At 70.8% G+C, this 20,470-nt stretch carries 16 protein-coding genes, 1 tRNA gene and 2 pseudogenes; 7 read left to right on the top strand and 12 right to left on the bottom strand.

From position 1 onward, the window contains the following. Positions 1–158: 158 nt before the first annotated feature. From pknB to QFZ74_RS15875, 6 genes and pseudogenes are all read right to left on the bottom strand, one after another. On the bottom strand, positions 159–2,135 hold the full coding sequence (gene pknB / locus QFZ74_RS15850) for a Stk1 family PASTA domain-containing Ser/Thr kinase (protein ID WP_307621453.1): 1,977 nt from the start codon (positions 2,133–2,135) through the stop codon (positions 159–161). Between the two features lie 171 nt (positions 2,136–2,306). Continuing rightward, complete coding sequence (locus QFZ74_RS15855; RefSeq protein WP_307621454.1) at positions 2,307–3,791, bottom strand: penicillin-binding protein 2; 1,485 nt, start codon at positions 3,789–3,791, stop codon at positions 2,307–2,309. Next, positions 3,788–5,224: an FtsW/RodA/SpoVE family cell cycle protein gene (locus QFZ74_RS15860; RefSeq protein WP_307621455.1), complete on the bottom strand. Its 1,437-nt coding sequence runs from the start codon at positions 5,222–5,224 to the stop codon at positions 3,788–3,790. The genes QFZ74_RS15855 and QFZ74_RS15860 overlap by 4 nt, the downstream gene beginning before the upstream one ends. Before the next feature lie 27 nt (positions 5,225–5,251). After that, positions 5,252–6,784, bottom strand: a complete 1,533-nt coding sequence (locus QFZ74_RS15865) for a Stp1/IreP family PP2C-type Ser/Thr phosphatase (RefSeq protein WP_307621456.1) — start codon at positions 6,782–6,784, stop codon at positions 5,252–5,254. A 132-nt stretch (positions 6,785–6,916) separates the two neighbouring features. Next, positions 6,917–7,444: an FHA domain-containing protein gene (locus QFZ74_RS15870; protein ID WP_307621457.1), complete on the bottom strand. Its 528-nt coding sequence runs from the start codon at positions 7,442–7,444 to the stop codon at positions 6,917–6,919. 10 nt (positions 7,445–7,454) lie between these two features. Further along, a pseudogene (locus QFZ74_RS15875) lies at positions 7,455–8,298 on the bottom strand (FhaA domain-containing protein). 551 nt (positions 8,299–8,849) lie between these two features. Between QFZ74_RS15875 and QFZ74_RS15880 the strand changes: the two are divergent. The 4 genes and pseudogenes from QFZ74_RS15880 to QFZ74_RS15895 all read left to right on the top strand — a co-directional run bounded on the left by QFZ74_RS15880 (position 8,850) and on the right by QFZ74_RS15895 (position 11,938). After that, positions 8,850–8,933 (top strand) — tRNA-Leu (locus tag QFZ74_RS15880). Positions 8,934–9,208: 275 nt separating this feature from the next. Further along, entirely contained in the window at positions 9,209–10,651 is a 1,443-nt protein-coding gene (locus QFZ74_RS15885) for a DUF2252 domain-containing protein (RefSeq protein WP_307624169.1), read from the top strand. Between the two features lie 65 nt (positions 10,652–10,716). Then, on the top strand, positions 10,717–11,529 hold the full coding sequence (locus tag QFZ74_RS15890; protein ID WP_307621458.1) for a hypothetical protein: 813 nt from the start codon (positions 10,717–10,719) through the stop codon (positions 11,527–11,529). A 78-nt stretch (positions 11,530–11,607) separates the two neighbouring features. Continuing rightward, a pseudogene (locus QFZ74_RS15895) lies at positions 11,608–11,938 on the top strand (rhodanese-like domain-containing protein). A gap of 131 nt (positions 11,939–12,069) precedes the next feature. On the opposite strand, the gene QFZ74_RS15900 reads toward QFZ74_RS15895, so the two are convergent. Genes QFZ74_RS15900 through paaA form a run of 5 tightly spaced genes read right to left on the bottom strand, consistent with a single transcriptional unit; the run spans position 12,070 to position 15,695 of the window. Next, positions 12,070–13,134, bottom strand: a complete 1,065-nt coding sequence (locus tag QFZ74_RS15900) for a 2Fe-2S iron-sulfur cluster-binding protein (protein ID WP_307621459.1) — start codon at positions 13,132–13,134, stop codon at positions 12,070–12,072. After that, on the bottom strand, positions 13,134–13,670 hold the full coding sequence (gene paaD, locus QFZ74_RS15905; protein ID WP_307621460.1) for a 1,2-phenylacetyl-CoA epoxidase subunit PaaD: 537 nt from the start codon (positions 13,668–13,670) through the stop codon (positions 13,134–13,136). The genes QFZ74_RS15900 and paaD overlap by 1 nt, the downstream gene beginning before the upstream one ends. Further along, the gene (gene paaC, locus QFZ74_RS15910; protein ID WP_307624170.1) at positions 13,664–14,377 is read right to left on the bottom strand and encodes a 1,2-phenylacetyl-CoA epoxidase subunit PaaC; all 714 of its coding nucleotides are present in this window, start codon (positions 14,375–14,377) and stop codon (positions 13,664–13,666) included. Before paaC ends, paaD begins: the two co-directional genes overlap by 7 nt. 8 nt (positions 14,378–14,385) lie before the next feature. Then, on the bottom strand, positions 14,386–14,673 hold the full coding sequence (gene paaB / locus QFZ74_RS15915) for a 1,2-phenylacetyl-CoA epoxidase subunit PaaB (protein ID WP_307621461.1): 288 nt from the start codon (positions 14,671–14,673) through the stop codon (positions 14,386–14,388). Then, positions 14,670–15,695 carry a 1,2-phenylacetyl-CoA epoxidase subunit PaaA gene (gene paaA / locus QFZ74_RS15920; protein WP_307621462.1) on the bottom strand — a complete coding sequence of 342 codons (1,026 nt, stop codon included), beginning with the start codon at positions 15,693–15,695 and terminating at the stop codon, positions 14,670–14,672. Before paaA ends, paaB begins: the two co-directional genes overlap by 4 nt. Before the next feature lie 322 nt (positions 15,696–16,017). Here paaA and QFZ74_RS15925 point away from each other — a divergent pair, with 322 nt between their 5' ends. Genes QFZ74_RS15925 through QFZ74_RS15935 form a run of 3 tightly spaced genes read left to right on the top strand, consistent with a single transcriptional unit; the run spans position 16,018 to position 18,745 of the window. Next, entirely contained in the window at positions 16,018–16,776 is a 759-nt protein-coding gene (locus tag QFZ74_RS15925) for a DUF5819 family protein (protein WP_307621463.1), read from the top strand. Beyond that, positions 16,773–17,984, top strand: a complete 1,212-nt coding sequence (locus tag QFZ74_RS15930) for an HTTM domain-containing protein (protein WP_307621464.1) — start codon at positions 16,773–16,775, stop codon at positions 17,982–17,984. The genes QFZ74_RS15925 and QFZ74_RS15930 overlap by 4 nt, the downstream gene beginning before the upstream one ends. Next, the gene (locus QFZ74_RS15935) at positions 17,981–18,745 is read left to right on the top strand and encodes an RNA methyltransferase (RefSeq protein ID WP_307621465.1); all 765 of its coding nucleotides are present in this window, start codon (positions 17,981–17,983) and stop codon (positions 18,743–18,745) included. Before QFZ74_RS15930 ends, QFZ74_RS15935 begins: the two co-directional genes overlap by 4 nt. On the opposite strand, the gene paaN is transcribed toward QFZ74_RS15935, so the two are convergent. Continuing rightward, the gene (gene paaN / locus QFZ74_RS15940; protein ID WP_307621466.1) at positions 18,742–20,433 is read right to left on the bottom strand and encodes a phenylacetic acid degradation protein PaaN; all 1,692 of its coding nucleotides are present in this window, start codon (positions 20,431–20,433) and stop codon (positions 18,742–18,744) included. The genes QFZ74_RS15935 and paaN overlap by 4 nt on opposite strands. Positions 20,434–20,470 lie beyond the last annotated feature (37 nt).

Below are 20,470 nucleotides of genomic sequence, written 5' to 3' on the forward strand. Positions count from 1 at the left end.
TGCTGATCCGATTCCCCGCCCCACCCGATCAACGAGTCGGCACATGTGAAGACACGATCGACACAGGAACCGGCGTGCTACTGCAGGACGCGGTGCCGGAGAGACAAGTGGGCCCCTACCGGAATGTCCGGCAGGGGCCCACCCGTATGTGCCTGACGTCAGCCGAAGAGGCCTCCGCCGCCGTTGCCGTTCTGCCCGTTGGGAGCGGTGATGAGGTCAACCTTCTGACCGGGCTTGACCGGCTGGCCCTCCGGCGGATTGCTGCCGAACACGACGGCGTTGTCGTCCTTGTCGCCCGGGCCGGCGATCTTGCCGATCTGCAGGTTGGCACCCGCGAGGACCTGCTTGGCCTGGCCGACCGTCATCCCGGTCACCTTCGGCATCGCCACCGGGGCCTGCGGCGCCTTGGCGATCTTGATGTTGACCGTGGTGCCACGGTCGACGTCGGAGCCGGGCGCGAAGCTCTGCTCGAAGATCTTGCCCTCGGGCTGGGCCGCGGACTCCGCCTGCTCCTGGGCTCCCAGGACCAGGCCCTTGGCCTGAAGCAGGCTGTTCGCCTCGTCGGGCGTCTTGCCCGTCAGGTCCGGCACGGTGACCTGGGCCGTCGCCTTCGCGACGGTCACGACGACCGTGGAGCCCTTCTGCCGCGACGCACCGGCCTTGGGGTTCTGGGCGAGCACGGTGTCCGGGGTCTCGGTGGACTCCTGGGCCTGCTTCTCGACCTCGAAGCCCTTCTTCTTCAGCGTCGACTCCGCGTCGGCGAAGGCGAGGCCGCTCACGTCGGGGACGTCGACCTTGGGCGCGCCCGTCGAGACCACCAGGGTCACTGTCTCGCCCTTGTGGATGGTGGTATCGGCCTTCGGGTTCTGCGAGCAGATGTTGCCCTTGGGCTGGTCGTCGCAGGGCTTGCGGCTCAGATCCAGCTTCAGGTCGACGTTCTCGGCCTGTTTCTTGGCCGTCGCCTGGGTCTGCCCGACGAAGTTCGGCGTGGGCAGCGTGTCGTCACCGATTCCCTTGCCGGTGAAGGCGTACTTCCCGATCAGGATCGCGCCGATCAGCACCAGGACGCCCGCGACCACGAGGAGGATCGTCGAGGTGTTGGACTTCTGCTGCTGGCGGCGGCGGGCGGGGCGGTCGTCGTAGCCGAAGCCGCCGTCGTCCGGGTTCGCCGGGGGAAGCACCGTGGTGGCAGCGCCCCCGCCCGGGCCGCCGTCCGCACGCAGCGCGGTCGTCGGCTGGTCGTTCGGGTAGCCGCCGTAGCCGACCGAGCCCATGGCCGCCGTGGCGCCGACCGGCTGGCCGTCGAGGCAGGCCTCGATGTCCTGGCGCATCTCGTCGGCGGACTGGTAGCGGTAGTTCGGGTCCTTGACCAGTGCCTTCAGGACGATGGCGTCCATCTCGGGCGTGATCTCGGGGTCGAAGACGCTCGGCGCCTGCGGCTCCTCGCGGACGTGCTGGTAGGCCACGGCCACCGGGGAGTCGCCGACGAAGGGCGGCCGTACCGTCAGCAGCTCGTACAGCAGGCAGCCGGCGGAGTAGAGGTCGGACCGGGCGTCGACCTGCTCGCCCTTCGCCTGCTCCGGAGAGAGGTACTGGGCGGTGCCGATGACGGCCGCGGTCTGCGTCATCGTCATGCCGGAGTCGCCCATGGCCCGGGCGATGCCGAAGTCCATCACCTTGACCTGGCCGTTGCGCGTGAGCATCACGTTGGCCGGCTTGATGTCGCGGTGGACGATGCCGTTGCGGTGGGCGTACTCCAGGCCCTGCAGGATGCCGATGGTCATTTCCATCGAGCGCTCGGGCAGCAGCTTGCGGCCGCTGTGCAGAAGCTCACGGAGCGTGGAGCCGTCGACGTACTCCATCACGATGTACGGGATCGAGACCCCGTCGATGTAGTCCTCGCCCGTGTCGTAGACCGCGACGATCGCGGGATGGTTGAGCGAGGCGGCCGACTGGGCCTCCCGGCGGAACCGGGCCTGGAAGGACGGGTCGCGCGCGAGATCCGCGCGCAGCGTCTTCACCGCAACCGTGCGGCCGAGGCGGGTGTCATGCGCGAGGTAGACCTCCGCCATGCCACCGCGGCCGAGCACGTGGCCCAGTTCGTACCGGCCGCCGAGGCGACGCGGCTCTTCCATAGTTCCCTACCAGCCCTCTCCGTCGGTCCCGGCCGGCACGGAGGTGTGCGACCGGAGGCTGCCGTCCGGGCCTACCGTACCCGGCTCTGTTTGTGTGACCTGGCCAAGCCCGCAACCCGATACAGGACCGGTACCGCAACGTGCACCGATGTGAAGGTGACGTGATCGGGCTCACTTCTTGGAGTTGATGACCGCCTCCATGACGTTCTTCGCGATGGGGGCGGCGAGGCCGCCGCCGGAGATGTCGCCGCGGTTGGCGTTGTCGTCCTCGACGACGACCGCCACGGCGACCGGCGAGCTGTGGTCGGGCAGCTTGGCATAGGAGATGAACCAGGCGTACGGGTTCTTGCTGTTCGCCACGCCGTGCTGGGCGGTACCGGTCTTGCCGCCGACCGTGACGCCCGGGATCTGCGCGTTCTTGCCCGTGCCGTCCTTGACGACGGTCTCCATCATCGACTGCAGGATCTGCGCGTTGCCGGAGGACAGCGGGCGGCTGAGCTCCTCCGGGTCGGTCTGCTCGACGGTGTCGAGGTTCGACGACTGGAGCTTGTCGACCATGTACGGCTTCATCAGCTTGCCGTCGTTGGCGACGGCCGAGGCGACCATGGCCATCTGCAGCGGAGTCGCCGCGGTGTTGAACTGGCCGATCGAGGACAGTGCGGTCTCCGACGGGGCCATCTTGTCGGCGAACACCGAGGCGTTGGCGCGGACCGGGGTGAACTGCTCGGCGTCGAAGCCGAATTTCTTGGCTTCCTTCAGCATCTTGTCGTTGCCGAGGTCGGCGCCGATCTTGCCGAAGACGGTGTTGCAGGAAACCCGCAGCGCCTCACGCATGGTGGCGTTCTCGCAGGGGATGTTGCCCTCGTTGTTCAGCGGCCTGGTCGTGCCCGGCATGGTCCAGGGCAGCGGAGAGTCGGTCTTCTCGTCCGCCGAGTTGTACAGCCCGTTCTCCAGCGCGGCCGCGGCCGTGACCACCTTGAAGGTGGAGCCCGGCGGGTAGGTCTCGCGCAGTGCCCGGTTCAGCATCGGGTCACTGAGGTTGTTCTTCTTCTGCAGGTTCTTCCACGCCTTGTCGTCCTCGTCCAGGGCGCCGGCGAAGGAGGACGGGTCGTACGACGGGTAGGAGGCCAGCGCCAGGATCTTGCCGGTGGACGGCTCGATGGCGACGGCGGCACCCTTGGCGCCGATGTTCTTCAGGCCCGTGTAAGCGGCCTTCTGTGCCGCCCCGTTGAGGGTGGTGACGACGTTGCCGCCCTGCTTCGGCTTGCCCGTGACCATGTCCAGGGTGTTGCGGAAGAAGAGCCGGTCGTCGTCGCCGGTGAGGATGCCGTCCTCGAGCTTCTCCAGCTGGTTGGCGTCGAAGGCCTGGGAGGCGTACCCGGTGACCGGCGCCCACATCGCCCCGTTCTTGTACGTGCGCTTGTACTTCAGGTCGTTCAGACCGGTCTTGCTCGTCGCGGTGGACCCGGTGATCGGGTTGCCGTCGACGATGATGTCGCCGCGCGGGGTGGAGTAGCGGGCGATGGTCACCCGGCGGTTGTTCTTGTCCTCGCGGAGGCTGTCGGCCTTGACGTACTGGAGCCAGTTGTCGCGGATGAGCAGGGCGAGGATCAGGAGACCACAGAAGATCGCGATCCGGCGCAGGGGCTTGTTCACGGGCGGACCACCTGGGTCATCTCGGCGTCGGGGTTCGAGGCGGGGGCCGGGGCCGGGCGGCGGGCGGTGTCGCTGATGCGGATCAGGATGCCGATGAGGGCCCAGTTGGCGATGACGGACGAGCCACCGTACGCGAGGAACGGCATCGTCATACCGGTCAGCGGGATGAGGCCCATCACACCGCCGGCCACGACGAAGACCTGGAGGGCGAAGGCGCCGGAGAGACCCATGGCCAGCAGCTTGCCGAACGGGTCGCGGGCGGCGAGGGCGGTGCGCGCGCCGCGCTCCACGATCAGGCCGTAGACCAGCAGGATGGCCATGAGACCGGCCAGGCCGAGCTCTTCGCCGAAGGTGGCGAGGATGAAGTCGGAGTTGGCGGCGAACCGGATCTGCTCGGAGTGGCCCTGGCCCCAGCCGGTGCCGAGGGTGCCGCCGGAGCCGAACGCCCACAGGGCCTGCATGGCCTGCTCGGAGTGGCCGGCGACGCCCTGGCGGCTGAGCGTGTACTCCTTCATCGGGTCGGCCCAAGCCTGGACGCGCTGCTGGACGTGCGGTTCGAAGCTCGCCACGCCGACCGCGCCGATCGCGGACATCAGCAGACCGAAGACGATCCAGCTGGTCCGCTCGGTGGCGACGTACAGCATGATCACGAACATGCCGAAGAACAGCAGCGACGTACCGAGGTCGGTCTCGAAGACGAGGATGAGGATCGAGATCATCCACACGACGATGATCGGTCCGAGGTCGCGGCCGCGAGGCAGGTAGAGACCCATGAAGCGGCGGCTGGCCAGGGCCAGTGCGTCGCGCTTCACCATCAGGTAGCCGGCGAAGAAGATCGCGAGCACGATCTTGGCGAACTCACCGGGCTGGATGGTGAAGCTGCCGACCTGGATCCAGATCTTGGCGCCGTAGACGTTGGCGCCGAGGCCGGGGACCAGCGGGAGCAGCAGGAGGAACAGCGCTCCGGCCATGGAGATGTAGGTGTAGCGCTGCAGGGTGCGGTGATCCTTGAGGAAGATCAGCACGACGACGAACAGCGTGATGCCCAGTGCGGTGTAGACGAGCTGGTTGGTCGCCTTGCCGCCGGCCTGGCCGATGGACTGCAGCAGCTTCGACTGGTCGAGCCGCCAGATGCAGACCAGGCCGAGGCCGTTGAGCAGCGTGGCCAGCGGCAGCAGCAGCGGGTCCGCGTACGGCGCGAACTTCCGTACGACGAGATGGGCGACGCCGGCCAGCAGGCCGAGGCCCAGGCCGTAGCCCAGCAGGCCGGTAGGCACCTGGCCGCTGATGGCCAGGCCCACGTTGGCGTAGGCGAACACCGGGATGGCCACTGCGAACACCAGGAGCGCGAGCTCGGTGTTGCGGCGGCTCGGCGCGCCGATGGAGCCGATCGTGGACGTGTGGTGCGTCGACGTGTTGGTAGTACTGCTCATCGTGTGACGGGGCCTCTCACGGCTTGCCTACTGCTTACCGCACAGCGAGACGACCTTCTGCTCATCCTCCGAGAGGGTGGGGCCGGGGCTGGGGTTGGTGGCGGTCGCGGACGGGGTCGTGGACGGAGACTTCGACGGGGACGTTGCCGAGCCCGACGGGTTCGGCGTCGGTGATGCCTTGGACGAATAGGAGGCACGGTTGGTTCCCGTGGTGTCCCCGACCTGGCCCTGCGCCTTCGCGTCGTTCTGCTTCGCGGCGGCCTGACGCTGCGTCTCCTTCTTGCAGGCGGAGGCCTGCACGGACAGCTCCTGGATCTTCGACTCGGCGTCGGGCAGGCCGCCCTGCGTGATCGTCGCCTTGACCTGCTTCTGCTGATAGGGCGGCAGGTACTTGAGTTCGATCTCGGGGTGGTCCTTCTCCACGTTCGACAGCGAGACCCAGGCGAGGTCCTGGCTGATACCGCGGTAGAGGGCGACGTGCTCGCTCTTGGCGCCGACGTAGTACTGCGTCTGCGTCCAGCGGTAACCGCCGTACAGACCGCCGCCGATGACACCGAGGGCGAGGGCGCTGAAGAAGGTCCGCTTGAGCCACTTGCGGCCCCGGCGCGGCTTGACGAAGTCGTCGTCGCCGTAGCCGCCGTCGGGCGTGTAGCCGGTGTCGTCGTTGCCCGGTCCGCCGTACTCGCCGCCGCTCGCGCGGCCTCGGCGGCCGAGGTTCGCGGCGCGTCCGGCCGGGGTCTGCATGATGCCGTTGTCGTGCGGGTGGAGCTGGTTCTCCGCGACCGCGCCGACCACCACGGGGGTGTCGGAGAGCTGCGCGTTGAAGGTGTCCCCGGTGTCCAGGTCGAGGACGTCGGCGACGATGACGGTGATGTTGTCGGGGCCGCCGCCGCGCAGCGCGAGCTGGATCAGCTCCTGCACGGTCTCCTGGGGGCCCTGGTAGCTGGCGAGGGCCTCTTCCATCGTCTGGTGGGAGACGACGCCGGACAGTCCGTCGGAGCAGATCAGATAGCGGTCGCCGGCCCGGACCTCGCGGATGGACAGGTCGGGCTCGACGTGGTCGCCGCTGCCCAGTGCCCGCATCAGCAGCGAGCGCTGCGGGTGGGTGGTGGCCTCTTCCTCGGTGATCCGGCCTTCGTCGACCAGGCGCTGCACCCAGGTGTGGTCCTGCGTGATCTGGCTGAGGACGCCGTCGCGCAGCAGGTACGCGCGCGAGTCGCCGACGTGGACGAGGCCGAGGCGCTGTCCGGTCCACAGCAGGGCGGTCAGGGTCGTGCCCATGCCCTCGAGCTGCGGGTCCTCCTCGACCATGGCGCGCAGCTGGTCGTTGGCGCCCTGCACGGCGACGCCGAGGGAGGTGAGGATGTCGGACCCGGGCACGTCGTCGTCGAGCGTGACCAGTGCGGAGATCACCTCGGAGGAGGCGACCTCGCCGGCCGCCTGTCCGCCCATGCCGTCGGCGATGGCGAGCAGCCGCGGACCGGCGTAACCGGAGTCCTCGTTATGTTCCCGGATCATTCCGACGTGCGATCCGGCGGCGAAGCGCAGTGACAGACTCATGCGCACCTCGCCTGTCGGCTCCGGGTACAGCCGGTCGTGTCGAGCCACACTGCCCACCCTCCGGTCGGGAGCGCGCCGGCGACCACTGTGCGGTCCGCCCCTGCGTGCTCGCTCCGCTCGCTCATTGTCGTACTACTTCCGCAGCTCGATGACGGTCTTGCCGATGCGGATCGGCGCTCCCAGCGGGATCGGCTGAGGGGTCGTCAGCCGGGACCGGTCCAGGTACGTGCCATTGGTGGACCCGAGATCCTCGACGATCCACTGGCCGTCGCGGTCGGGGTAGATCCTGGCATGGCGGCTGGAGGCGTAGTCGTCGTCCAGCACGATCGTGGAGTCGTGCGCGCGGCCCAGGGTGATGGTCTGGCCCTGGAGCGCCACGGTGGTGCCGGTCAGGGTGCCCTCGCTCACGACCAGCTTGGTGGGGGCGTTGCGGCCCCGGCGGCCGCCGCCCTGCTGAGCGCGCTGCTGCGGGGGCGCGGCCTGCTGGCGTGCGGCCTGCTGCGGCCGTCCCGCGTCCCTGCGGGCGCTGCGCTGCGCACCGCGCTGGGTGACGCGCGTACCGAACAGGTCGCTGCGGATGACCTGCACGGCCACGATGACGAACAGCCACAGTACGGCCAGGAAACCCAGCCGCATGACCGTGAGGGTCAGCTCTGACATTGCCCCCGCTTCACCCTTCGGCTTGCCGGTAAATGATGGTGGTGCTGCCCACGACGATCCGCGAGCCGTCGCGGAGCGTAGCGCGGGTGGTGTGCTGTCCGTCCACCACGATGCCGTTGGTGGATCCGAGATCCTGGATCGTCGAGGGCGTTCCGGTCCGGATCTCGCAGTGCCGGCGGGAGACGCCGGGGTCGTCGATCCGCACGTCGGCCTCGGTGCTGCGGCCCAGCACCAGCGTCGGACGCGAGATCTGGTGGCGGGTGCCGTTGATCTCGATCCAGTGGCGCGTGCGCCCGCCGCTCGGCGGTGCGCTCGAGGACGCCGGCGAGGAGGGCTGCGGGTAGCCGTAGCCGCCGGGCCGGGCGCCAGGGGGCGCGGGCGGCGCGGAGGGCATCGGGGGTGCGCCCGCGGGCGTGGCCCGGCGGCGGGTAGCCGTAGCCGCCCTGGGCGCCGGACTGCGGGGCCTGCTGCTGGTCGCTGGAGGACGCGAGCGTCCGGCTGCGCACTCGGTACAGACCGGTGTCCAGGTCCTCGGCCTTCTGCAGGGTGACCTTGATCGGCCCCATGAAGGTGTAGCGCTGCTGCTTGGCGTAGTCGCGCACCATGCCGGCGAGCTCGTCGCCGAGTTGGCCGGAGTAGGGGCTGAGCCGCTCGTGGTCCGGCGTGCTCAGCTCCACGATGAAGTCGTTGGGTACGACGGTCCGGTCGCGGTTCCAGATCGTCGCGTTGTTGTCGCACTCCCGCTGGAGCGCGCCGGCGATCTCGACGGGCTGGACCTCGGACTTGAACACCTTGGCGAAGGTGCCGTTGACCAGACCTTCGAGACGTTGCTCGAACTTCTTCAGGACTCCCATGGGGCACCTCCTCCGTCGTTGCCGTACTGCTGCTCTGCGGTACTGCCCGCTGCCGTGCTGTACGGCCGGGCCGTACGGGTCTGCCAGGTACTGCTTGCTGGTGCTGCTTACTCGTACTGCTTACTGATCGTATCCACGCGCCAGGCAATCAGCCGGTTCCCCCAGCGGCTCCCCTTCGAACTCCTGCTGCCAAGGATCGTAGAGGCGGGCGAGGACCAGTGTCCCGCACGCGGCGGCCGTACCGGTCCGCCTCCCGGGGAGATGCCTGTCACCGGTACGAGGTTGATACGTGAACGATTCCCGGCGTCCCTGCGGCCGGGCTCCGGGGCGGCGTCCGGGGGGCTCCCGAACGGGGCTGTGGGCAGGGTCATGGCCAGGGTTCCGGCCGGGGCGTGCGGGGCCGGAGGGGCGGTCACCTGGGCCGATGCGTCGTCGGGGGTGGTGAGGGGGCCGGAAGCAAGGGATGTGAATCCACCCCGTCCGGCATGCTAATGTTCTCGATGTCGGAAGGCGCCGGACCGAAAGGAACGGAGCCGGAGGACACACCCAATGCGCGGGTGGCGGAATAGGCAGACGCGCTGGATTCAGGTTCCAGTGCCCGCAAGGGCGTGGGGGTTCAACTCCCCCCTCGCGCACAGAGGCAAAGGGCCCATCGTGATCACGATGGGCCCTTTGGCGTATCCGTGGTCGGATGTGCGGGGTATGTGACCCGGCATCGCAGTGTGATGAGTCTCTCAGCAGCTCAGCGCGTCCGCTGTCCACAACCGCGGGGTTGTCCACAGGGTCTGACGCGTTTCGATCACCGCCTGTACGGTCGGCACGAGTTGATGTTCGTGCGGGTGCGGGTGCGGGTGCGGGTGCGGGTGCGTGAGCGGGGGAGGCGGTCGTGGTGACCGAAGCCGGTGCGGGAGTGACGGAGACGGCGAAGGCGGCGGAGGCTTCGCAGGGGCCGGTCACCGAGGTCGGCCGCAGACTGCCTCAGCCGCGCGGGTTCGCCGCCTGGCCGCACGAGGGCGGTTCCACGAAGCGGGACGGCAAGGCGCTGCGGACGAGCGTCCCGCGCAGTGCGCACAGCATCTTCGACCTCGACGCCTCCCGGCCGGACGCGGTGAGCGCGGTGGAGGAGTCCAACCGGGGCCGCATCGCCGGGCTCACGCCGATACGCGTGGGCAGGATGGCCGCCTCTCCCTTCGCCTTCCTGCGCGGCTCGGCGGGCCTGATGGCCTTCGACCTGGCCCGCACCCCGACGACCGGGATCCGTACCCAGATATGCGGCGACGCCCATGCGGCCAACTTCGGTCTGTACGGGGACGCCCGCGGTGATCTGGTCATCGATCTGAATGACTTCGACGAGACGGTGCACGGCCCCTGGGAGTGGGACCTCAAGCGGCTCGCCGCCTCCCTGGTGCTGGCCGGCCGGGAGGCCGGGGCCGACGAGGACTCCTGCCGCGCGGCGGCGCGGGACGCGGTGGGCGCCTACCGGCGCACCATGCGCCTGCTCGCCAGACTCCCGGTCCTGGACGCCTGGAACGCCATCGCGGACGAGGAACTCGTCTCGCACGCCGACGCCCACGATCTGCTCGGGACCCTGGAGCGGGTCTCGGCGAAGGCGCGCGCCAACACCAGCGGGCGCTTCGCCGCCAGGTCGACCGAGGCCACCGAGGACGGCGGGCGCCGCTTCGTGGACGCGCCTCCGGTGCTGCGCCGCGTGCCCGACGCGGAGGCGGCGGCGGTGGTGACGTCCCTGGAGCAGTACGTCACGACCCTGCCCGGCGACCGGCTCCCGCTGCTCGCCCGGCACGCGGTGCACGACGTGGCGTTCCGCGTGGTCGGCACGGGCAGCGTGGGCACGCGGTCGTATGTCGTCCTGCTCCTGGACCACCGCGGCGAGCCTCTGGTCCTCCAGGTCAAGGAGGCACGCCCGTCGGCGCTGGTGCCGCATCTGGCGACGGCCGGCTTCGAGACCGCGCCCGTCGGCCACGAGGGACGGCGCGTGGTCCTGGGCCAGAAGCGCATGCAGGTGGTCAGCGACATCCTGCTCGGCTGGACGACGGTGGACGGACGGCCTTTCCAGGTACGGCAGTTCCGCAACCGCAAGGGCAGCGTCGACCCCGCCGTCCTCGCCGCGGACCAGCACGACGACTACGGCCGTATGACCGGCGCCCTCCTGGCCCGCGCCCACTCCCACGGCGTCGATCCGCGGCTCATCGCCGGCTACTGCGGCAAGAACGAGGAACTGGACGAGGCGATAGCCGAGTTCGCGGTCACGTACGCCGACCGTACGGAGGCGGACCACGCGGAACTGGTCGCCGCGGTGAACTCGGGACGCATCGCGGCGGAGACGGGCGTGTGACGAAAAGGCCGTGGGTGTCCGAGAGCACGGAACCGGCCGGGGGAGCCGTGGCCTACGCTGGTCGGGTGACGACCCCCGAAGCTGAGCAGGCCCAGGAGCCGCGGCCCGAGGAGCGGCTGGAGCGGGCCGTGCGGGCCGCAGAGCAGGCGCTGATCGAGTTCGAGATCGCGGTGGAGACGTTCCGCGTCGAGGTGGAGAACTTCTCGCGGCTGCACGAGCAGAAGCTCGGCCCGATGTACGCCCGGCTCGAAGAGCTGGAGGCCCAGATAGCCGAGGCCAGGGCGGCGCGCACCGGCGACCCCGAGGACATCCGCCTCGCCGAGGAGGCGCGGGCCCGGGTGCTGCCCATCCCCGGCGTGGAGGAACTGCTCCACGGCTGGATGGACGGCCATGGCCTGTTCCCCGAGGCCACCGCGATGCTCACGGACCAGGCGGTCCGGCCCCCGCAGCGGGTACGCCCGAGCGAGGAGGCCCGCCGGCTCTACCGTGAGCTGGCCCGCAAGGCCCACCCCGACCTCGCGCAGGAGGAGCGGGAACGGCAGCGGCGTGAGGAGTTCATCACCCGCGTCAACGCCGCCTACGGCCGCGGCGACGAGGCCCAGCTGCGGGAACTGGTCGAGGAGTGGGCCGCGGGCCCGGTCCTCGCCGAGCAGCCCCCGAGCCGCAGCGAGGAGCTCTACGCCCGCCTGGAATGGCTGTCCCAGCGCAAGGAACTCCTCACGCTGATCGCCCGCGAGCTGGAGGACAGCGCGATCGCGTCGATGCTGCGCATGGCTCCCGACGACCCCGACGGCCTCCTGGACGAGATCGCAGAGAAGCTGCGGGCCGACGTGTACAAGCGCGAGGCGGAGCTGGCGGAACTGCTGACCCAGGGCTAGCCGGGGCCCCGCCGGGGCACGCAAGCCGCCTGGGACCGCCGGTCGGGTAGCGTCGGGCCCATGAACTTCGGAGCTGGTGTGCCCACGGTCGAGGTCCCGGACCTCAAGGACGGCGACTTCCTGCTGGACGTCCGCGAGGACGACGAGTGGCAGGCGGGTCACGCCGCGGGGGCGCTGCACATCCCCATGAGCGAGTTCGTGGCCCGGTACGGCGAGCTGACCGAGGCCGCCCCGCAGGACGGCCGGGTGCACGTGATCTGCCGCTCCGGCGGCCGCTCGGCCCAGGTCACGATGTACCTGCTCCAGCAGGGCCTCGACGCCGTGAACGTCGACGGGCGGCATGAAGGTCTGGCAGGCCGCGGGGCGCCCCGTCGTCACCGAGCAGGGGCAGCCGGGCCAGGTCATCTGAGCCGCTGCCGCTGCCACTGCCGCGTCCGCCCGCTGCCGCGCTACGCCCGCTGAGCGGAGCCGGCTGCCGCGTCCGCGTCTGTCAGGTGGCCGACGCCGCTCCCGGGCGGGCTCGGGTGCGCCCGTCGGACATCAGCGGTCGAAGTCCAGCTCCACCTGTTCCGTCACCGGGTGAGACTGGCAGGCCAGTACGTATCCGGCTTCCGTCTCCTCCGCCTCCAGCGCGAAGTTGCGGTCCATACGGACCTCGCCCGAGACGAGGAACGCCCGGCACGTGCCGCACACGCCGCCCTTGCAGGCGTAGGGCGCGTCGGACCGGTTGCGCAGGACCGTGTCCAGCAGCGACTCCCCGTCCTGGACGGGCCAGGTCCCACCGCGCCCGTCGAGCCGAGCGGTGACGGTGCTGTGCGCGGGGGCCGTGGGGGAGGTCATGGGCGCCGCACCGGCGTCCACATGGAAGATCTCCTCGTGGATCCGGGACCGGTCGACCCCGAGTCCCCGCAGGGCCCATTCCGCGCCCTGCACCAGTCCGAACGGACCGCACAGGAACCAGCCCGCCACGCCGTCCACCGGCAGCAGCGCGGGCAGCAGCTCCGTCAGCCGCTCGCGGTCCAGGCGCCCGGACGGCAGGCCCGCCTGCTGTTCCTCCCGGGAGAGCACGGTCACCAGCTGAAGCCGCTCGGGATAGCGGTCCTTCAGGTCGGCGACCTCCTCCAGGAACATCGTCGACGCGGCCGTCCGGTCGCTCCGTATCAGACAGAATCTGGCCTCGGGCTCGCGCGCCAGCAGGGTCGAGACGATCGACAGCACCGGGGTGATGCCGCTACCGCCGACGATCGCCGCGTACAGCCCGGGCGCGGGATCGAGGGTGAAGCGCCCGGCCGGGGTCATCACGTCCAGCTCGTCACCGACGTTGACCTCCTTCAGCGCATACGTCGAGAAGGCGCCGCCCTCGACCAGGCGCACCCCGACCCGCAGGATCTGCGGCCCTTCACCACCGGGCGCCGGTGCCGCGGAGCAGATCGAGTACGTCCGCCGAGTCTCCGCACCGTCGCTCCGGCGGCGCAGGGTGAGGTGCTGGCCGGGCGCGTGCCGGTACTCCTCGCGCAGCTCCGCGGGGACGGTGAAGGTGAGGGCGACGGAGTCGTCGGTGATCCGGTCGACCGCGGCCACCGGGAGCGGGTGGAAGCGCGCCATCACAACTCCTTGAAGTGGTCGAACGGTTCGCGGCACAGGAGGCAGCGCCGCAGCGCCTTGCACGCGGTCGAGGAGAACCGGCTGAGCAGTTCGGTGTCCGCCGATCCGCAGTGCGGGCAGCGGACCGGGTCCGGTTCGTCGGTGCGGGTCCGTGTCGTGCCGAGGGTGAGCGGCACGGGGCCGGACTCGTGCAGGGTACGCGGGGGAGCGATGCCGAACTCCCGCAGCTTGCGCCGCCCTTCGTCGGTGATGTCGTCGGTGGACCAGGCGGGGCTGAGTACCGTGCGCACGGTGACGTCCCGTATGCCGTGCTCGTGCAGCACCCGCTCGATGTCCAGGGCCATCGCCTCGATCGCCGGGCAGCCGGTGTAGGTGGGGGTGAGGTCGACCTCAACGGTGTTGGTGTCGCGGACGTGCACCGCGCGCAGTACACCCAGCTCCGCCAGGGTGAGCACGGGCAGCTCGGGGTCGGGCACCGAACCGGCGAGTTCGAGGAGCTCGGCTTCGAGGGGCGTCGGGGCCGTGGTCGTCACCATGTCGCCCCCGGGTGACTGCGGTGCAGGTGCTGCATCTCGGCGAGCATCCGGCCGAACGGCTCGGTGTGCAGGCCCTGTCGGCCGGCGCCGGCCGACCAGGCCCCGGTCCGCGGTCCCTCGGGGACCGTCAGCGTGGCCCGGCGCAGCACGTCCCCGACCGACTCCAGCCACGCCGCTTCCAGGGCTGCCCGGTCCACGTCCAGGCCTTCCACCGGCTGGAACATCTCGCCGGTGAAGCGCCAGAGTTCCTGGCAGGCCAGCGCCATCCGCTCGTGGCTGACGTCCGTGCCGTCGCCGAGGCGCAGGGTCCACTGCTCGGCGTGGTCGCGGTGGTACGCCACCTCCTTGACGGCCTTCGCGGCGAGCGGCGCGAACGGCGTGTCCCCGGAAGCAAGTTGGCCGTAGAGCAGGTGCTGGTAGGTGGAGAAGTACAGCTGGCGGGCGATGGTGTGTGCGAAGTCGCCGTTCGGCTGCTCGACCAGCTGGAGGTTGCGGAAGGACCGTTCCTCGCGCAGGTAGGCCAGCTCGTCCTCGTCGCCCGCCATCGACAGCAGCACCCGGGCCTGGCCGAGCAGGTCCAGCGCGATGTTGGCGAGGGCGACCTCCTCCTCCAGGACGGGGGCGTGGCCGGCCCACTCCCCCAGGCGGTGGGAGAGCACCAGGGCGTCGTCGCCGAGGGCCAGTGCGGCGGCGGTGGTGGTGGGCATGGTGGCGGTCACAGGTGCTTCACCCCCTCCGGGATGTCGTAGAAGGTCGGGTGCCGGTAGGGCTTGTCGGCGGCCGGCTCGAAGAACGGGTCCTTCTCGTCGGGCGACGACGCGGTGATCGCGGCTGCGGGGACGACCCAGATCGAGACGCCCTCGCCGCGTCGGGTGTACAGGTCACGGGCGTTGCGCAGGGCGAGCTCCGCGTCCGGGGCGTGCAGGCTGCCGGCGTGGGTGTGGGAGAGGCCGCGCCGGGAGCGCACGAAGACCTCCCACAGGGGCCAGTCGGTGTTCGTCATGCCTGCGCTCCTCCTGCCGCGCCGGTGCCTGTCCCGGCCGTGTGCTTGGCCGCGTACGCCGCGGCCGCTTCCCGTACCCATGCGCCCTCGTCGTGTGCCCGGCGGCGCTGGGTGATGCGCTGTTCGTTGCAGGGGCCGTTGCCCTTGAGGACGTCCCAGAACTCCGTCCAGTCGATCGCGCCGAAGTCGTAGTGCCCCTGCTCCTCGTTCCACCGCAGGTCGGGGTCGGGGAGCGTGAGGCCGAGGGACTCGGCCTGGGGGACGCAGATGTCGACGAAGCGCTGGCGCAGCTCGTCGTTCGAGTGGCGCTTGATCTTCCAGGTCATCGACTGCGCGGAGTGCTGGGACTCGTCGTCGGGCGGGCCGAACATCATCAGCGACGGCCACCACCAGCGGTCCACCGCGTCCTGGGCCATGGCGTGCTGCTCCGGGGTGCCGTTGCTGAGGGTCAGCAGCAGCTCGTACCCCTGGCGCTGATGGAAGGACTCCTCCTTGCAGATGCGGACCATGGCGCGCGCGTACGGTCCGTACGAGCAGCGGCACAGCGGCACCTGGTTGGTGATCGCGGCGCCGTCCACCAGCCAGCCGATCGCGCCGACGTCGGCCCAGGTCAGCGTGGGGTAGTTGAAGATCGAGGAGTACTTCTGGCGGCCGCTGTGCAGCTTGTCGAGCAGTTCGTCGCGGCTGGTGCCGAGGGTCTCGGCCGCGCTGTAGAGGTAGAGGCCGTGGCCGGCCTCGTCCTGGACCTTGGCCATGAGGATGGCCTTGCGGCGCAGCGAAGGCGCGCGCGTGATCCAGTTGGCCTCCGGCTGCATGCCGATGATCTCGGAGTGGGCGTGCTGGGCTATCTGCCGGACCAGCGTCGCGCGATAGGCGTCGGGCATCCAGTCGCGGGGCTCGATGCGCTCCTCCGCGGCCACGGCGGCGTCGAACGCGCTCTCGTAGGCCGCCGTGTCGACGGTGTGCTGGGCGCCGCCGTACGCCTCCGTGCGGGCCGTACGGTGCGCGGCTGCTGTGGCCATCCGGTCCCCCTGACCTCGGGCTCCTGTCGGAACACGGAGCCGACCGATCGTTCGGTCCGTGCGATTCAATGGTGGGTGAGCGGCCGTAAGGTGTCAACCGCTGTGGACAACCGTGACGGCTGCCTGTGGACAACGTGTGCGTCCGCTGTTCCCCCCGGGGCTGCGCCCGGCGGGTGGGGCTGAGTACCGTTCCGTTCGAGCGCCTCGGACGCGGTGCTCGCCCGCGGCGGAGGTGCTCGCCGGTGGGAGACCGTGGAGAAGCGGGATCGGGATCGGGACCGGGGACCGGGGACCGAGAGCCGGGGAAACGGAACGGGGCGAAATGGACGCGTACGACGAGGACTCGAACGCACCCCACGTTCCGCCGGACCCTCACGAACCGGAAGCCTCGCAGGTCACAGGGCCTGGCAGTCACCTGGAGCCGGCCGCTCCCCGTGTCGGCATAGCCGCGCTGTCCTTCAAGTACCAGGTCGGCGCCGCCCTGGCGCTCGCGGGCGTCGCCGTCGCCGCGTGTGTCCACCTGGGCATGGTCTTCCTGAGCGTCGCGCCGGCGAACACCGTGACGAAGCAGCACGGCAAGGCGATAGAGGACTGGGTCTACCCGGAGTTCGAGCAGAACTGGCGGCTGTTCGCGCCCAACCCGCTCCAGCAGAACATCTCGGTGCAGGCCCGCGCGCGGATCCGGACGGCCGACGGCGGCACCGAGACCACCGGCTGGAGCGACCTGTCCGCGCTGGACAACGAGGCCATCGAGGGCAGCCTGCTGCCGAGCCACACCGCGCAGAACGAGTTGCGCCGGGGCTGGGAGTTCTTCGTCGCCACGCACGGCGCGGACAACCACGCCGTCGGTCTGCGCGGCGCGCTCTCCGAGCAGTACCTGCGCCGCATCGTGACCTTGCGCCTGCACCGGGTGGGCGCGGCGGGCCGGGACGGTGCCATCCAGAGCGTCCAGGTCCGCTCGCGGACCACCAACGTGGCCCCGCCAGACTGGAGCGACGAGCGGGTTTCCCGGAAACCCGCGTACCGCCTGCTGCCCTGGTGGACGGTCGCCCCCGACGAGGCCGCGGGAGGCGTGCGGTGAACCGTGTCGCCCTGTCGCTCTCGCGCGGCATCGCCCGCGTCACCGAGTCGGCCCTCGCCCCCTACCAGTCCGCCGTGGTCCGCATCGGCTTCGCCGCGACGTGGCTGCTGTTCCTGCTGCGCGAGTTCCCCCACCGCCAGGAGCTCTACGGGCCCGACGGCCCCTGGAGCCGGACGCTCGCCCGGCAACTGACCGCCGGGAACGAGGCGTTCACGACCGTCCTGTGGTTCGACGGGCAGTTCTGGTTCGAGGCCTGCTACCTGCTCGCCGTCGTCGCGAGCGTCCTGATGCTGCTGGGCTGGCGCACCCGCATGTCGTCCGTGCTGTTCATGGTGGGCGTGCTGTCCCTGCAGAACCGCAGCATCTTCATGGGCGACGGCGGCGACAACGTGCTGCACCTGATGAGCATCTACCTGGTGTTCACGCGCTGCGGACAGGTCTGGTCCCTGGACGCCCGGCGGGCGGCGCGCGACAGCGCGGCACGCGCGCGTGGGGAGTGGGTCACCGACCGGGTCGGCCCGGTCCTGTGGGTGGTGTCCGGGTCGGCACTGACCGGCGCGACGCTGGCGGGCCGGCTCGGGCCAGGCTGGCAGGTGCCCGTACTGCTGTGGGCGGTGTGGGTGGCGCTGGGCGCGTGGGGGGCCGTCGCGCGGTGGGCGCGGTCGGCCGAGCCACGGATCCTGCTGGACGTCGTCGCCAACATCCTCCACAACGGCGCCCTTCTGGTGATCACGACCGAGGCGTGCCTGATCTACGCCACGGCCGGCTGGTACAAGATCCAGGGCTCTCGCTGGCAGGACGGCACAGCGGTGTACTACCCGCTCCACCTCGACTACTTCTCACCCTGGCCCGCGCTCGCCGACCTGCTGTCCTCCAACGGCACGCTGGTCATGCTGATGACGTACGGGACGGTCATGGTGCAGGTCGCCTTCCCGTTCACCCTGTTCAACCGGCGGGTCAAGAACGTCCTGCTGGCCGCGATGATGACCGAGCACGCGGTGATCGCGGTCGTCCTGGGGCTGCCGTTCTTCTCGCTGGCGATGATCGCGGCGGACGCGGTCTTCCTGCCGACATCGTTCCTGCGCGGCCTCGGAGGCTGGGCCGCACGCGCGCGTGCGCGGCTCGCGGGGCCGCCCGGAGGCCGTGCGGTGCCGCAGCCCCGCTCCCCCCGGAGCGAGGAGCGCGCCCGCGTAGGCTTCCCGATATGACCGACCCCCTGCCCCTCTGGCGCGAGCGCTCCGGCTCGGCCGTGCTGCTCGACGGCTTCCACGCCCTCAAGCACGCCCTGCGCTTCGGGGCCGAGGTGCCGGTGGCCGTCGCCACGGACCGGCGGGCGGCGCTCGCCCTCGCCGACGAGCTCGCCCCGGACGTCCGGGACACGCTGGACGCGCTCCTGACCGAGGTGCCGGAGGCGGCGTACGCCTCGCTGGTGCCGCGCCCTCATCCCACCGGGGTGGCGGCTCTGGCGGTACGTCCGTCGCGCGCGGCCAACCTGGAGAGGCTGACGCACACGCCCCGCACGGCGCCGGTCGTGGTCCTCGACAACCCGCGCAACCTCGGCAACGCGGGCGCCGTGATCCGGCTGGCCGCCGGTTTCGGGGCGACCGGGGTCGTCACCACGGGCACGCTCGACCCCTGGCACCCCACGGTCGTGCGCGGCGGGGCCGGCCTGCACTTCGCGACCGCCGTGGAGCGGCTCGCCGTCGACGAGTTGCCCGCCGGCCCGCTGTTCGCCCTCGACCCGGAGGGCGAGGACATCCGGGGCACGAAGCTGCCGGACGACGCCGTTCTCGCCTTCGGCTCGGAGCGCAGCGGGCTGTCCGGCGAACTGCGCGCGCGGGCCGACCACTTGGTGGCGCTGCCGATGCGCCCCCAGGTCTCCAGCTACAACCTCGCCACCAGTGTGGCCATGACGCTGTACCACTGGAGCCTGACCGGGGGCACACCCGCGGCACCCGCGGTCTCCTAGGCCTCCCGGCGCACCTCGACCACGCGGAAGCGGTTCGCCACGAACGCGCCGTCGCACAGCGCCGCGTTGGCCGCCGGGTTGCCGCCCGAGCCGTGGAAGTCGGAGAAGGCGGCCGTCTGGTTGACGTACACCCCGCCGACGAGGTTGAGCGACAGCTGGGCGGCCTCCTCCAGACAGACATCCTGGACCGCCTGCTCGACCTCCTCGTCGGTCGTGTACGCGCCGACGGTCATAGCGCCTTTGTCGCGGACCGTCCGGCGCAGCAGCTCCACCGCGTCGGCCGCCGAGTCGACCGCGACGGCGAAGGAGACGGGGCCGAAGCACTCGCTCATGTAGGCGGCCTCGTCGTCCGGCTTGGCGCCGTCCAGCTTCACGATGACGGGCGTACGGACGACGGCTCCCGGGTACTCCGGGTTGGCGACCTCGCGCGAGGCGAGCGCGACCTCGCCCAGCCCGGCCGCGGCCTCCAGGCGGGCCTTGACGTCCGGGTTGACGATGGCGCCGAGCAGGGCGTTCGCGCGCGCGTCGTCGCCGAGGAGGCCGTCGACCGCGCGGGCGAGGTCGGCGACCACCTCGTCGTAGGACTTGTGGCCCTCGTTGGCGCGGATGCCGTCCCGGGGGATCAGCAGGTTCTGCGGGGTGGTGCACATCTGGCCGCTGTACAGGGACAGCGAGAAGGCCAGGTTGGAGAGCATGCCCTTGTAGTTGTCGGTGGACTCCACGAGCACCGTGTTGACGCCGGCCTTCTCCGTGTAGACCTGCGCCTGACGGGCGTTGGCCTCCAGCCAGTCACCGAACGCGGTCGAGCCCGTGTAGTCGATGATCCTGATCTCGGGGCGGGTCGCGAGGGTCTTGGCGATGCCCTCGCCGTCCCGCTCGGCGGCCAGCGTCACCAGGTTCGGGTCGAAGCCCGCCTCCGCGAGTACCTCGCGGGCCACCTGCACGGTGAGCGCGAGCGGCAGCACCGCGCGCGGGTGGGGCTTGACCAGGACCGCGTTGCCGGTGGCGAGGGAGGCGAACAGGCCCGGGTAGCCGTTCCAGGTCGGGAAGGTGTTGCAGCCGATGACCAGGGCGATGCCGCGCGGGACCGCCGTGAACTGCTTGGTGAGCGCCAGCGGGTCGCGCTTGCCCTGGGGCTTGCTCCACTCCGCCGTGTCCGGCGTGCGGACCTGCTCCGCGTACGCGTACGCCACCGCCTCCAGGCCGCGGTCCTGCGCGTGGGGGCCGCCCGCCTGGAACGCCATCATGAACGCCTGGCCGCTGGTGTGCATGACCGCGTGGGCGAACTCGTGCGTCCGGGCGCTGATGCGCTTGAGGATCTCCAGGCAGACCACGGCTCGCGTCTGCGCGCCCGCGTCCCGCCACGCGCGCTGCCCGGCCTTCATGGCGGGCAGCAGCGTGTCGATGTCCGCGTGCGGGTAGCTCACGCCCAACTCAAGCCCGTAGGGCGACACTTCGCCGCCCACCCAGTCGTCCGTGCCGGGCTGGCCGAGGTCGAGGCGGGTGCCCAGGAGAGCGTCGAAGGCGGCCTTGCCCGCGGCCGCGTCCAGGCTGCCGTGCTCGCCGTAGGCCTTCGGGTGCTCCGGGTGTGGGGACCAGTACGCGCGCGTACGGATCGCCTCCAGCGCCTGGTCGAGGGTGGGCCGGTGCTTGGCGATCAGCTCGTGGGTGGTCAGTTCGGCGGCCATGGGGGATCAACTCCTCGTTTCATGGGCTCTTCGTCGA

It is taken from the genome of Streptomyces sp. V3I7 (assembly GCF_030817495.1).
Taxonomy (GTDB): domain Bacteria; phylum Actinomycetota; class Actinomycetes; order Streptomycetales; family Streptomycetaceae; genus Streptomyces.

Coding starts and splice junctions, on each gene's coding strand:
- pknB (WP_307621453.1), bottom strand. CDS start 2,135: ATGGAAGAGCCGCGTCGCCTCGGCGGCCGGTACGAACTGGGCCACGTG.
- QFZ74_RS15860 (WP_307621455.1), bottom strand. CDS start 5,224: ATGAGCAGTACTACCAACACGTCGACGCACCACACGTCCACGATCGGC.
- QFZ74_RS15865 (WP_307621456.1), bottom strand. CDS start 6,784: ATGAGTCTGTCACTGCGCTTCGCCGCCGGATCGCACGTCGGAATGATC.
- QFZ74_RS15870 (WP_307621457.1), bottom strand. CDS start 7,444: ATGTCAGAGCTGACCCTCACGGTCATGCGGCTGGGTTTCCTGGCCGTA.
- QFZ74_RS15900 (WP_307621459.1), bottom strand. CDS start 13,134: ATGGCGCGCTTCCACCCGCTCCCGGTGGCCGCGGTCGACCGGATCACC.
- paaD (WP_307621460.1), bottom strand. CDS start 13,670: ATGGTGACGACCACGGCCCCGACGCCCCTCGAAGCCGAGCTCCTCGAA.
- paaC (WP_307624170.1), bottom strand. CDS start 14,377: ATGCCCACCACCACCGCCGCCGCACTGGCCCTCGGCGACGACGCCCTG.
- paaB (WP_307621461.1), bottom strand. CDS start 14,673: ATGACGAACACCGACTGGCCCCTGTGGGAGGTCTTCGTGCGCTCCCGG.
- paaA (WP_307621462.1), bottom strand. CDS start 15,695: ATGGCCACAGCAGCCGCGCACCGTACGGCCCGCACGGAGGCGTACGGC.
- QFZ74_RS15925 (WP_307621463.1), top strand. CDS start 16,018: ATGGACGCGTACGACGAGGACTCGAACGCACCCCACGTTCCGCCGGAC.
- QFZ74_RS15935 (WP_307621465.1), top strand. CDS start 17,981: ATGACCGACCCCCTGCCCCTCTGGCGCGAGCGCTCCGGCTCGGCCGTG.
- paaN (WP_307621466.1), bottom strand. CDS start 20,433: ATGGCCGCCGAACTGACCACCCACGAGCTGATCGCCAAGCACCGGCCC.